This is a genomic window from Brevundimonas sp. KH_025 (assembly GCF_057839885.1).
Genome location: NZ_CM174501.1, coordinates 491,356 through 503,647 on the forward strand (window position 1 = coordinate 491,356; position 12,292 = coordinate 503,647).

The following is a 12,292-nucleotide window of genomic DNA, read 5'->3' on the forward strand; positions in this document are numbered from 1 at the left end:
CATGATCACCCTGGTCAATCCGACATTGCCGTATGGGTTCGCCAAGCGGAACGGCGTCATCCTGCTGGACGCGGGCGACATCGCCTCGGTGGGCCTGCGCGAGGGCGCCGACCCGCTGGCCCTGGTCGAGACGCGCCGGGCGCTGGGGCGGCCCCTGCAGGTCCAGCCCATGGATCAGGCCGAGTTCGACCGTCGTCTGTCCGACGTCTATGCGGGCGACCTGAACGCCGCGGGCGACGACCAGATGGAGATGCCGTCGGGCCTCGACGGCCTGATCGAGGACCTGCCTGCCGCCGCCGACCTGCTGGACTCGGCCGACGACGCCCCCGTCATCCGCATGATCAACGGCATCATCGCCGAGGCCGTGCGCGCGGGCGCCTCGGACATCCACCTGGAACCCTATGAGAGCGCCCTGGTCGTGCGGATGCGCGTCGACGGCGTGCTGCGCGAAAGCCTCAGCCTGAACCCGCGCATCACGCCGCTGCTGGTGTCGCGCATCAAGGTCATGGCGCGGCTCGACATCGCCGAGAAGCGCGTGCCGCAGGACGGCCGCATCCCGCTGGCCCTGGGCGGCAAGACCCTGGACGTGCGCGTCTCGACCCTGCCGTCGCGGGCGGGCGAGCGGGTGGTGCTGCGCATTCTCGACAAGGATCAGGCCGGCCTGTCGCTGGACCAGCTGGGCATGGACGCCGAGGCGCATGAGGCCTTCCGCACCGCCCTGCGCGAACCCAACGGCATCATCCTCGTCACCGGGCCGACCGGCTCGGGCAAGACGACGAGCCTCTATGCGGGCCTTAGCCTGCTCAACGACGCCACCCGCAACATCCTGACGGTCGAGGACCCGGTCGAATACGCCATCGACGGCGTCGGCCAGACCCAGGTCAATCCCAAGGTCGGCATGACCTTCGCGGCGGGCCTGCGCGCCATCCTGCGTCAGGACCCGGACGTGGTCATGGTCGGCGAAATCCGCGATGTGGAGACGGCCAGCGTCGCCGTGCAAGCCTCGCTGACCGGCCACCTGGTCCTGTCCACCGTCCACACCAACGACGCCGCCGGGGCCGTGACGCGCCTGCGCGACATGGGGGTGGAGCCCTTCCTGCTGGCCTCGACCCTGCGGCTGATCGTGGCCCAGCGGCTGGTGCGCCGCCTGTGCGGCGAGTGCCGCCAGTCTGAAGCCGCCGACGCCGCGACCGCCCGCCTGTCCGGCGTCACTGAGGGCGCAACCGTGTGGCGGGCACAGGGCTGCGGATCGTGCTGCCACACCGGCTATGTCGGCCGCGTCGGCGTCTATGAGACGCTGAAGATCGACGACAGGGTGCGCCGCCTGATCGCCGCCGAGGCGGACGAAGAGGCCCTGATCGCCGCCGCCTTCCCGAACGGCGGGACCCTGTCGGACCGGGCGCGCGCCCTGGTGCTGGCGGGCGTGACCTCGGTCGAGGAGGCGGTGCGCGTCACACGTCAGGAGACGCCCGAGGCGCATTCCTTGGCCGAGAGCGCCGCCTGATGCCCGCCTTCGACTACAGCGCCGTGGACGTCTCGGGCCGCACCGTCGTGGGCGTACTGACCGCGCCGGACGAGGCCGCGGCGCAGAAGGCGCTGGAGCGCCGTCGCCTGATGCCCCTGTCGCTCAGCCGGGCCTCGGGCGCCGCCGCCGCGACCGAAAAGACGCAACGCCGCAGCCGCAAGCTGTCCAGCCGCACCCTGGCTCTGACGACGCGGCAACTGGCCACCCTGATCACCGTCGCCCCGGTGGACGAAGCCCTGCGCACCCTGATGCTGCAGGCCGAGCGGCCCGACGTGCGCGCCGTCCTGTCGGGCGTCCACGGCGGCGTGGTCGAGGGGCAGCGCCTGTCCGAAGCCATGGCGCGTCAAGGCGCGGCCTTCCCGCCGCTGTATCGCGCCACCGTCGCGGCGGGCGAGGCCTCGGGCGCGCTCGGCCCCATTCTGGAGCGTCTGGCCGAGGGGCTGGAGCGCGACCAGCAGGTGCGCGGCAAGGTGATCACGGCCCTGGTCTATCCCGCCGTTCTGGCCCTGGTGGCCCTGGGGGTGGTGACGGCCCTGATGGTCTTCGTCGTGCCCAAGGTGGTCGATCAGTTCGACAGCATGAACCAGACCCTGCCCCTGCTGACGCGGGCGGTGATCGGGGTGTCCGATCTGATGCGCCACTGGGGCTGGCTGATCGCCCTGCTGCTGGTCGGCGGCGGCGCAGGCTTCGTCGCGGGCCTGCGCAACCCCGGCTTCCGGCTGGCGGTGGACCGGAGGATCCTGCGTCTGCCGGTCGTCGGGCGGCTGACGCGCGATCTGCACGGCGCGCGGATGGCGCGGACCCTGTCGACCATGATCGCGGCGGGCCTGCCGGTTCTGGAGGGGCTGACCATCACCGCCCGCACCGTCTCCAACCGCGCACTGAGGGCCTCGACCGAGATGATGGCCGACGCTGTGCGCGAGGGCGGGGGGCTGTCGGCCGCCATGCGCCGCGCCGACGTCTTCCCGCCGATCCTGGTCCACATGACCGCCTCGGGCGAGGCCAGCGGTCGGCTGGAGCCGATGATGGAGCGCGCCGCCGACTATCTGGAGCGCGAGTTCAGCGCCTTCACCGCCGTCATGCTCAGCTTCCTCGAGCCCGCGATCATCGTCGTCATGGGCGGCGTGGTCGCCCTGATCGTCCTGTCGATCCTTCTGCCCATCCTTCAGATCAACACCCTGGCGATGGGGTGAAAGAGGCGCCGATGACCCAACCGCAACTCAACCTTTCCGACGACGGCGCCCGTATCTGCGCTCAAGCAGCGAGCGACCGCGTCGCTCGCGATAGCGCCTCTCAGCGCAAAGCCCGCCAGGGCTTTACGCTCGTGGAGTTAATGGTCGTCATCGTCATCATCGGCCTGCTGGCCACGGTGGTGGCCATCAACGTCCTGCCGACCCAGGACAAGGCCATGATCGGCAAGGCGCGGGCCGACATCTCGACGCTGGAACAGGCGATCGAGACCTATCGCCTCGACAATCTCACCTTCCCTGACGCCCAGAGCGGCCTGCAGGCCCTGACCGCGCCGCCCGCCGGTCTGGCGCGCCCGGAACGCTATCGCGAAGGCGGTTACATCCGCCGCCTGCCGGAAGACCCCTGGGGCAATGCCTACCAATACCGCCGCCCTTCCGCCCACGGCGGCCAGTTCGACGTCTTCTCCTTCGGCGCCGACGGCAAGGAAGGGGGCGAAGGCAATGACGCCGACATCGGCAACTGGGAAGGTTGAGCGAGCTGCAATCAAAGCCCTCCCCCTCGATGGGGGAGGGTTGGGTGGGGGTGAGGACAGACGGGGTCAGGATCGAGGCGCGGGAGGCGTCGCCGTCTCTCATGCGCCAGGCTCTCACGGCGCGGCGCGCACACCCCCATCCCCGACCCTTCCCCCATCGAGGGGGGAGGGGGGCGGCGCCGTCCACGGCTGGCGTTCCGGCTTCACCCTGGTGGAGCTGCTGATGGTCGTCGCCATCATCGGTCTGGCGGCCGGGGCCGTGGTGCTGGCCGTGCCCGACCCGCGCCCGCCCGTCGGCGACGAGGCCGAGCGCTTCGCCGCGCGGCTGGTGCGGGCGCGCGAGGAAGCCCTGCTGACCAATCGCGCCGTGGCGGTCGAAACGACGTCTGAGGGCTACGCCTTTTCCCACTTCGACGGCGTCCAGTGGTCGCCGCTGACCGACGGCCCCTTCGGCGAGGAAGCCTGGGCTGAGGACACCGCCGCGCGGCCCGAGGGCCAGCCCGCGGATGCGCCCCTGCGCGTCATTTTCGACCCGACCGGCGTGGCCGACGCCGCCAGCCTGACCCTGTCGCGCGGCCCGCGCGCCGTGACCGTCGCCGTCGACGTGGCGGGCGAGGTGCGGGTGAAATGATCCCCCACCTCCGCTCATCCCGGCGAAGGCCGGGATCCAGATGCCTGAGCGTCTCGGTTTTGCGGCGCACCCGCGCCTGTGAAGGCCAGCCTTTGCGTCATTCAATCTGGATCCCGGCCTTCGCCGGGATGAGCGGGTCAAAGGCGAGCAGGAAGGGGAGGGACGGCTTCACCCTGATCGAACTGCTGGTGGCGCTGGCGGTGTTCAGTCTGACGGCCCTGGCCCTGCTGAACCTCGGCGGCGAGAACACCCGCTCGGCCGCGCGCGCCGAGACGCGGACGCTCGGCGGGATCGTGGCCGAGAACCTGGCGGTCGAGGCCATGACGGCGCAACCCGCCCCCGCGCCCGGCGACAGCGACGGGACGCAGCCCCTGGCCGGCCGCGACTGGCGCTGGACCCGCGCCGTGACGGCCACCGACGACCCCGACATCCTGCGCATCGACATCCGCGTCTCCGACGACGAGGGACAGGCGGCCGAGCGCGTCCTGTTCCGGGCGGTCGGGTCATGAGGCGGCGATCCGGCTTCACCCTGATCGAGGTGATGATCGCCCTGCTGATCTTCGCCCTGCTGGCGGCGGCGGGGGTGCTGGTGCTGAGCCAGAGCATCGACAACCGCTTCGTGGTCAAGGCCGCGACCGACCGCACGGCCGCGCTGCAACGCCTTCGCGCGGCCTTAAGCGCCGACCTGGGCCAGGCCGCGCCGCGCCGCGTGCGCGTCGCCAATGGCCAGCCGGCGTCCTCTCCCATCCTCGCCGCCGAGGCCCCCGGCGATCCCCTGCTGGTCCTGGTCCGCGCCGGGTGGAGCAATCCTGAGGGGCGCCCGCGCGCCTCGCTGCAGCGGGTCGAATACCGGCTGGTCGAGGACCGGCTGGAACGAAGGGTCTATCCCTATCTGGACGGCGCTCGGCCCGGCCCGCCGCAGGTGCTCTATCAAGGCGTCAGCGCGCCCGCGCTCGCCTTCATCAGCGAGGGCGCCGAGACGCCGCGCTTCATCCCGTCGCCGGATCGGCCCCTGCCGGACGCGGTGCGGCTGGACCTGACGCTGGAGGGTTACGGCCCGGTGCGCCAGCTGTTTGTCGTCGGGGGCGGGCGATGAGGGCGCGTCTGAAAGACCGTGAAGGCATGGCCCTGCTGACCGTCCTGCTGCTGGTCGCGGTGATGGCGGCGGTGGCGGTTCTGGTGCTGGACGACATCCGCTTCTCGGTTCGCCGCACGATGAATGCGGAAACTCAAGGACAGGCCCAGTGGTATGCGGCGGGCGCCGAAGCCCTGGCCCGGCGCCAGATCGGCCGCCTGCGCGACCTCGATCCGGTCAGGACGCCGATCCAGCCGGACTGGAACGGCCGCGTGCTCAGCTTCCCGGTCGAGGACGGTTCGATCACCGCCCGTCTGAGCGATGGTCAGGCCTGTTTCAACTTGAACAGCGTGGTCGAGGGCCAGTTGGAGGTCTACGTCGCCCGGCCGCTGGGGGCGCAGCAGTTGGTGGCGCTGGGCCGGGCGCTGAACCTGCCCGAGGGGCGGATGCGGGCCGTCGCCGACGCCCTGACCGACTGGATCGACACCGACACGACGCCGCGCGCGCAAGGGGCCGAGGACGCCGCCTATGCCGGGCAGGGCCAGCCCTATCGCACCGCCGGGGCCATGCTGGCCGAGGTCAGCGAACTGCGCGCCGTGCGGGGCGTGGACGCCGCGACCTACGCCGCCTTGCGGCCCTACCTCTGCGCCCTGCCGACCACGGACCTGTCGCCGATCAATCCCAACACCCTGACGCCGGAGCAGGCGCCGCTGCTGGTCATGCTGGCGGACGGAAAGCTCAGCCTCGCCTCGGCCAAGGCCGCCATCGCCGCCCGGCCTGCCGACGGGTGGAGCGACGCCAACGCCTTCCTGATGCAGGGGCCGATGGCGGGCGTGCAACTGCCGATCTCGGTGCAGGACCAACTGACGGTCCTGACCCGCTTCTTCAACCTGCGCGTGGACGTGGAGTTCGGCGGCAGCCGCGCCGTCCGCACCGCCTTGATCGAACTGCCTCAGGCCGGTCCCGCGCGCACTGTCATCCAACGCTGGACCCTGGACGAATGAGCCGCATCCGACTGATCCTGATCCCGCCCTCGGCGGCCCTGCCGGCGTCCTGCCTGACGCTGGACGCACAAGGGAGCGTGCTGACGCGCGGCCTGGTCGAACTGGGCGGCCCCGATTCTGGCCTGGCGCCGGAGCCGATGCGGACCGTGGCGGTCGTGCCGGGCGCTGACGTCCTGATCCGCTGGCTGGACCTGCCGTCGGGCAGTCCGGCGCAGGTCGCGGCGGCGGCTCTGCACCTGCTGCGCGACGACCTGGCCGCGTCCGCCGATCGGCTGAGCGCGGCGCTGGGGCCGGTCGCGGCGACGGGCGAGCGGCGGCTGGTCGCGGTGGTCAGTCGCTCGCTGCTGCAGGCCTGGGGCGACTATCTGGCCAGCCTCGGCCTGAAGCCCGACGTCATGATCCCCGACAGCCTGATCCTGCCCGAACCGGCGCAGGAGGGGGCCTTGAGCGCCGCCGTCTTCGGCGCCGATCTGGCCCTGCGCGGGCGCGAACTGGCGCTCAGCGTCCAGCCCGATCTGGCCGAAGCCGTGACCGCCGGACGGGCGCTGGAACGCATCGGCCGCGCCGACCAGATCGAACGCCTGTTGGCCGCCGCGGCCCTCACCCCGCCGATCAACCTGCTGGCCGGGGCTGGACGCCGGGTCGAGGCCGACCGGCGCGGCTGGAAGCGCGCGGCGGCGCTGGCGGCGGCCCTGGTCGTCTCGCCCTTGATCCTGACCCTCGCCACCGCCGGGCATGACGAATGGCGCGCCCGCGACGCCGACCATCGCGCCGAGGCCGCCGCGCGTCGCGCCTTCCCCGACATGGCGGCCAACGCCGACGCCGTGACCGAGGCCACGCGGCGTCTGAACACGGCCCCGCCGCCGGGCGGCGCGACAGCCGCCGCCGCCGCCCTGTTCGCCGCGGTCGAGAGCGTCGAGGGGGCCGAACTGGACAGTCTGACGGCCGACGCGGACGGGGTGCGCGCCACCGTCACCTACGCCGCCTATCAGGACCTCGACGCCCTGCAGCAGGCCATGGCCGGGCATGGAATGTCCCTGACCGATGAAAGCACCGTGGACGACCAGGGCAAGGTCGTCTCGGAAGTCCGCGTAGGAGGCGCCTGATGAACCGGATGATCCAGCCGATGGGCCTGTGGTGGGACGGGCGCTCGGCGCGCGAGCAGAAGATGCTGGCGGTCATGGGCCTGTTGGTCGCCGCCGTTCTGGTCTGGCTGCTGGTCGTGCGCCCGGCCTGGGCCTGGCGCGAGGCTGCGGCCGAACGTCGCGTCGAGGCGACCGCCGACCTCGCCCGTATCGAGACCGGGCTGGCGGAGCGGGCGCCGGAACCGGCGAAGGCGGCCATGCCCCCGTCAATGACTTTGGCCGAGGTCGAGCAGGCGGCGCGCGCGGCGGCCGAGGCGGCGGGCCTGACCGTCGCCCTGTCGGTGGACGGCGAGGGCGGCATCGCCTTTGACGCCTCGGGCGTGACCTCGGCCGCCCTGTTCGGCTGGCTGGCGGCGCTGAAGTCGGACTACGGCGTCGAAACGCGCGCGGTGACGGTGATCGAGAGGGCCGACGCGACCCTGGATGCGAGCGGCGCGCTTGGCGGCTAGGCGCGGCGCGAAGATTACACACGTGTAACGTGAACTTTAGAGGCTGGACGCGCCCCGCTCCCATTCGTTAACGCTAGGCTGTGTCGCAGAAATCCGAAGTCCCGAAACTGACGCAGCGCGAGCTGGAAGTCGTCCAACTGGCCGGGCTGCGCCTGGGCGACAAGGAGATCGCGCAAAAGCTCGGTCTGTCGCCGCGCACCGTCCAGAACCACCTGCATCGCGCCTATGAAAAGCTGGGCGTTTCCGACCGCTTGCAGGCCGCGCGTCGCCTGAGTGAAAACTACTCAGGGGGATCGTTCCCCCTATCCGACGCCGTGCCGGTCGGGTCACTGGAGCCAGTCTCTGCAGCGCCTTCGACGGCGCTTGGGGGCGGGAAGGCGCGGCGTTCGCTCTATGAGCGGTATGTCGCGTTGGACGGCTGGCGCCGACCCAGGAAGCTGGGGGGCTCCCTGTTGTGGCTGATCCTCGGCTGGTCTCTGGCCTGGCTGATCATCGCCGCGGTCGGCGCCAGCCTCGCCAACCCCGTTCTTGAGCTGATCGAAAGCCTGCGGTGACGTGGTCGTCATCGGAGGTGGGCGTGGGCGTCAGATCCAGATAATTTCGTGGCCGCAGTCGGCTGTTCCCTGTCGTGCGCAGCGCGCCGGAGCCTGAGGATGCACCCTCTCCAGATAATCCTGATCGCGGCGAACGCCGTCGGCTTTTCCCTGCTGTTGTGGAAGGGGCGGCTGGATGACCGCCTAGCCGTGGTCGTCCTGACCTTGACCCAGATCGGATCGTTCGCCCTGACGGAGGTCACCTGGAACGGGATGCGTGCGGGTCTGCTGTCGATGGACCTGCTCTGCTTCCTGTTGCTGTGGGTCCTGGCCGAGCGCGCAGGGCGATGGTGGCTGGTGCTGACGGCGGGTTTCCAACTGATCGGCTTGCTTGGGCATTTCGCGCCCTTTCTCGCTCAGGAGCGACTGGCCTGGGCGTTGATAACGCTGCTGTGGGGCGTTTGGACCCTCGTCAGCATCACTGTGTTCTTCGGCGTATGGGAGGTTCTGGCCGACCGACGCTTCGCCCGGGAGGGGCGTGATGGCGCAAGAATGGACCATGGAGGCGGCGCGCGCGCTGCTGCATCAGTGGAATAGCCGCCAGGTCGAAAGCGCGGTTCGCGTCGGCGGGCTGTCGGTCGAGCTGGGCGGGCTGGAAAGCTGGCTGCTGGACCAGAAGCCGGCCTCTCTGGCCGAGGCGGAGCGGCTGCTGGACCTGATCGCGGCGCATGAAGCCGGGGCGGCCGGCGACCTCGGCGGCCTGTGCCAGGTCGGGGGCGCGGTGCGCAACGACATCGGTCGAAACGGCAGTCGGGTCGAGGTCAGCTTCGCGCCGCAAGCTTCGGGTCCCCTGGCCGGACGGGCCTGAAAAGTCATCGTATGCTGACGTAAAGTCACCAATTGCTGACGCGAGGTAAGGCTTTCGTCGGCCGAAACGGACTGCTAGAGCGCCGCTTCTGTCCGCGACAAAGCCTTGCGCCGTCGCTCCGCCAAGCGGTTCATTCCCCCATGAAGACCCCTTTCCGCGCCGCGTGTCTCGCGTCCGCCGCCCTGCCCCTGCTCGTTTTCGCCGCGCCCGTGTTCGCCGAGGACGCCGCCACCGAAGGGCCGACCCAGGTGTCCGAGATCGTGGTGACGGCCCAGCGGCGCGAGGCCCCCCTGGCGGCCACGCCCCTGTCGCTGACGGTCGCCAGCCAGCCGCTGCTGAACGACGTCGGCGTGCGCGACATCAAGGATCTGCAGATCCTGACGCCGGGCCTGATCGTGGCCTCGACCTCGAACCAGACCTTCACCACGGCCCGCATCCGCGGCGTCGGCACGGTGGGCGACAATCCGGGGCTGGAAAGCTCGGTCGGCGTCATGATCGACGGCGTCTATCGCCCGCGCAACGGCGTGGCCCTGGGCGACCTCGGCGAAGTCGAGCGCATCGAGGTGCTGAAAGGCCCGCAAGCGACCCTGTTCGGCAAGAACACCTCGGCCGGCGTGATCAACGTCGTCACCGCCGCCCCGTCGTTCACCCCGCGTCTGGCGGGCGAGGCGACCTTCGGCGACTATGGGGCCAAGGGCGGCTCGGCGTCGCTGACCGGCCCGATCATCGACGAGGTTCTGGCCGGCCGCCTCTATGTCGCCGCGCGTCGTCGCGACGGCCTCTATGAGGTCAAGACCGGCGACGGCCCGCGCACCGATACCGACGACCAGAACGAGCACTACGACACCGTGCGCGGCCAACTGCTGTGGCGCGTCACGCCCGACCTGACCGCCCGCCTGACCGCCGACTGGACCGAGCGGGACGAGCGTTGCTGCGTCGGCGTGCAACTGGTCACCGGCGGCACGGCGCCCCTGCTGGCGACCTTCGCCCCCGACGGCGGGGTGGCGGCGACGCCCAACCCCTGGGCGCGCGTCGCCTATTCCAACCGCGACACCAACACCCGCATCCGCGACAAGGGCCTGGCCCTGCACCTGACCGCCGACCTGGGCTGGGCGCAGTTGGACTCGACCACGGCGGTGCGCGACTGGCGCGGCGTCATCAGCCAGGACTGGGACTTCACCTCGGCCGACCTGGCCTATCGTCCCGACGACGGCAGTTGGTCCAACCGCTTCCGCACCCTGACGCAGGAGGTCCGCCTGTCGGGCCAGCGCGGGCGTCTGGATTGGTCGGCCGGCACCTTCCTGTCGGACGAGAAGCTGACCCGTCGCGACAGCCTCTTCTACGGCGCGGACTATGAGGGTTACGTCAGCCGTCTGCTGTCGCGCTCGACGGCCAACCCCTTGGGCAACCCGGCCCACGTCTCGACCCTGACCGGCCTGCCGGTGGGCCAGAGCTTCGTCGAGGGCCAGGGTCAGCTGGACCGCTACTGGCAGACGACGCAGAGCGCGGCCCTGTTCGCCCAGGCCTCCTACGCCGTCACCGACCGCCTGACCCTGACCGGAGGCCTGCGCCGCACCCATGAGACCAAGGACATGAGCGCGGCCTATGAAAACACCGACGGCGGCCGCGCCTGCGCCGCCGCCCTGGCGCGGGGCGTAGTCAGCGGGACGCTGTGCCTGCCCTGGTCGAACCCGGCCTTCAACGGCCTGCGCCGCTCGGAGACGGTCAAGGACGAGGCCTGGACCGGCCTGGCCCGCGCCGAGTATCAGGCCGCCGAAGGCTTGCGCCTCTACGCCGGCTGGTCGCGCGGCCGCAAGAACGGCGGCTTCAACCTGGATCGGGCGCAGACCAACCGCGTGCCCGACGCCTCGACCGCCTTCGGGGCGGAAACCGCCGACGCCTGGGAAGCCGGGGTCAAGAGCGTGATGCTGGACCGCCGACTGCTGGTCTCGGCCGCCGCCTTCCGCCAGACCTATGACGACTTCCAGCTGAACACCTTCCTCGGCACCACCTTCCTGGTGCGCTCGATCCCCGAGGTGCGGGCCAAGGGCGTCGAGGCGGACTTCATGTTCCTGCCGGTCGAAGGCCTGTCGCTGCAGGGCGGCGTCACCTACGCCCAGACGGAATACGGCCATGACCCGATCGCCGGCCTGCCGCTGCTGGCCGGTCGTCGGTTGAACTTCGCCCCCCTGTGGAGCGGCTCGCTGGCCGGGACCTATGAGCGTCCGGTGGGCGCGGGCCTGACCGGGCGCGTCACCCTCGCGGCCAAGTATTCGTCGGAATACAACACTGGCTCGGACCTGGACCCGATCAAGAGCCAGCCGGGCTTCTGGCTGGTGGACGGCCGCGTCGCCCTGGCCAAGGACGAGGCCTGGAGCGTCGAGCTGTGGGGCAAGAACCTGTTCGATCAGGACTATCGCCAGGTGGCCTTCGGCGCGCCCTTCCAGGCCGGCACGCTCGGCGCCTTCCTCGGCGCGCCGCGCACGGTGGGCGTGACGCTGCGGGTGGTGCGCTAGGCTGAAAGCGTCGGTTTATCGAACTCCCTTCCCCCTCGAGGGGGGAAGGGCGGGGATGGGGGTGCAAGGCTCGAGATTGAAGGTGTGGCGCGTGAGGCGGGATGGTCGTCGGCGTCTCCGGCGCGTGATTGGCGAATATCGCCGCTCCACCCCCACCCAACCCTCCCCCCTCGAGGGGGAGGGCTATGGGGAAAGGCCTCACCCCTTGTCGCGCGCCTCGTCGCGGGCGGCGCGTTCGGCCTGGCCGCGCCAGCCGTAGCCCTCGCCGTGTTTGCCGACGCTGACGAAGGTGGCTTCCTCGGCCTTGTGGAAATACTGCTCGGCCACCATCCAGCCCTTGAACGGCCGCAGCACGCCCAGGCACATCAGCGCCAGGATCGGCAGGGTGACGACGAAATGCACCCAGACCGGCGGGTGGACGTTGAACTCGAAGATCATGAAGCCGATCATGCCGACGATGCCCACCGCCGACATGACGAAGAAGGCCGGGCCGTCCGCCGGGTCGGCGAAGCTGTAGTCCAGACCGCAGTTCGGGCAGTCCTTGCGGATGGTCAGATAGCCCTGGAACAGCGGACCCTCGCCGCAGCGCGGGCAGCGGCAGCGGACGCCGGTCTTCAGCGGGCTGAGGGGCGGATAGACGGGGTCGGACACGGCAACACCTGACAGAACAAGGTGACGATAACGTCGATACCGCCGGATGTCGGCCTTTCGCGCGCGGGCCGCAAGCGGGTGATTTGTCCTACCCGCATGGCAAGGTTCGGGAGCGACCTCGTTTAACCGGCGTTAACCGCGATTAAAGCCCTTCGCGCGAGGGTGCGCGCGT

Annotated in this window: 14 protein-coding genes; 13 read left to right on the forward strand and 1 reads right to left on the reverse strand. The window is 70.7% G+C overall.

The window, feature by feature from the left end:
• Nucleotide 1 precedes the first annotated feature (1 nt).
• The 13 genes from gspE (at nucleotide 2) to AC3IS2_RS02495 (ending at nucleotide 11,469) form a co-directional block, all read left to right on the forward strand.
• Complete coding sequence (gspE, locus tag AC3IS2_RS02435; protein WP_489199088.1) at nucleotides 2-1,504, forward strand: type II secretion system ATPase GspE; 1,503 nt, start codon at nucleotides 2-4, stop codon at nucleotides 1,502-1,504.
• Nucleotides 1,504-2,718 (forward strand): type II secretion system inner membrane protein GspF, encoded by a 1,215-nt coding sequence (gspF, locus tag AC3IS2_RS02440; protein WP_489199089.1) that lies wholly within the window; start codon nucleotides 1,504-1,506, stop codon nucleotides 2,716-2,718. The genes gspE and gspF overlap by 1 nt, the downstream gene beginning before the upstream one ends.
• 140 nt (nucleotides 2,719-2,858) lie before the next feature.
• Nucleotides 2,859-3,248: a type II secretion system major pseudopilin GspG gene (gene gspG / locus AC3IS2_RS02445; protein ID WP_489200081.1), complete on the forward strand. Its 390-nt coding sequence runs from the start codon at nucleotides 2,859-2,861 to the stop codon at nucleotides 3,246-3,248.
• 223 nt (nucleotides 3,249-3,471) lie between these two features.
• Nucleotides 3,472-3,879, forward strand: a complete 408-nt coding sequence (locus AC3IS2_RS02450; protein WP_489199090.1) for a GspH/FimT family pseudopilin — start codon at nucleotides 3,472-3,474, stop codon at nucleotides 3,877-3,879.
• 92 nt (nucleotides 3,880-3,971) lie between these two features.
• Nucleotides 3,972-4,388, forward strand: a complete 417-nt coding sequence (gene gspI / locus AC3IS2_RS02455) for a type II secretion system minor pseudopilin GspI (protein WP_489199091.1) — start codon at nucleotides 3,972-3,974, stop codon at nucleotides 4,386-4,388.
• Nucleotides 4,385-4,975 carry a type II secretion system minor pseudopilin GspJ gene (gspJ, locus tag AC3IS2_RS02460; RefSeq protein WP_489199092.1) on the forward strand — a complete coding sequence of 197 codons (591 nt, stop codon included), beginning with the start codon at nucleotides 4,385-4,387 and terminating at the stop codon, nucleotides 4,973-4,975. Before gspI ends, gspJ begins: the two co-directional genes overlap by 4 nt.
• Nucleotides 4,972-5,958, forward strand: coding sequence for a type II secretion system minor pseudopilin GspK (gene gspK / locus AC3IS2_RS02465; RefSeq protein ID WP_489199093.1), 987 nt, complete (start codon nucleotides 4,972-4,974; stop codon nucleotides 5,956-5,958). Before gspJ ends, gspK begins: the two co-directional genes overlap by 4 nt.
• Nucleotides 5,955-7,064, forward strand: a complete 1,110-nt coding sequence (gene gspL / locus AC3IS2_RS02470) for a type II secretion system protein GspL (protein WP_489199094.1) — start codon at nucleotides 5,955-5,957, stop codon at nucleotides 7,062-7,064. The genes gspK and gspL overlap by 4 nt, the downstream gene beginning before the upstream one ends.
• Nucleotides 7,064-7,552 carry a type II secretion system protein M gene (locus AC3IS2_RS02475; protein ID WP_489199095.1) on the forward strand — a complete coding sequence of 163 codons (489 nt, stop codon included), beginning with the start codon at nucleotides 7,064-7,066 and terminating at the stop codon, nucleotides 7,550-7,552. Before gspL ends, AC3IS2_RS02475 begins: the two co-directional genes overlap by 1 nt.
• Before the next feature lie 80 nt (nucleotides 7,553-7,632).
• The gene (locus AC3IS2_RS02480; protein WP_489199096.1) at nucleotides 7,633-8,106 is read left to right on the forward strand and encodes a response regulator transcription factor; all 474 of its coding nucleotides are present in this window, start codon (nucleotides 7,633-7,635) and stop codon (nucleotides 8,104-8,106) included.
• 48 nt (nucleotides 8,107-8,154) lie between these two features.
• Nucleotides 8,155-8,682 (forward strand): hypothetical protein, encoded by a 528-nt coding sequence (locus AC3IS2_RS02485; protein WP_489199097.1) that lies wholly within the window; start codon nucleotides 8,155-8,157, stop codon nucleotides 8,680-8,682.
• A complete protein-coding gene (locus AC3IS2_RS02490) occupies nucleotides 8,627-8,953 on the forward strand; it encodes a hypothetical protein (protein ID WP_489199098.1) in 327 nt (108 codons plus the stop codon). Before AC3IS2_RS02485 ends, AC3IS2_RS02490 begins: the two co-directional genes overlap by 56 nt.
• A 140-nt stretch (nucleotides 8,954-9,093) precedes the next feature.
• The gene (locus AC3IS2_RS02495; protein ID WP_489199099.1) at nucleotides 9,094-11,469 is read left to right on the forward strand and encodes a TonB-dependent receptor; all 2,376 of its coding nucleotides are present in this window, start codon (nucleotides 9,094-9,096) and stop codon (nucleotides 11,467-11,469) included.
• A gap of 198 nt (nucleotides 11,470-11,667) precedes the next feature.
• Here the strand turns inward: AC3IS2_RS02495 and AC3IS2_RS02500 are convergent, their stop codons facing one another.
• Entirely contained in the window at nucleotides 11,668-12,120 is a 453-nt protein-coding gene (locus tag AC3IS2_RS02500; RefSeq protein ID WP_489199100.1) for a DUF983 domain-containing protein, read from the reverse strand.
• Nucleotides 12,121-12,292: the final 172 nt, after the last annotated feature.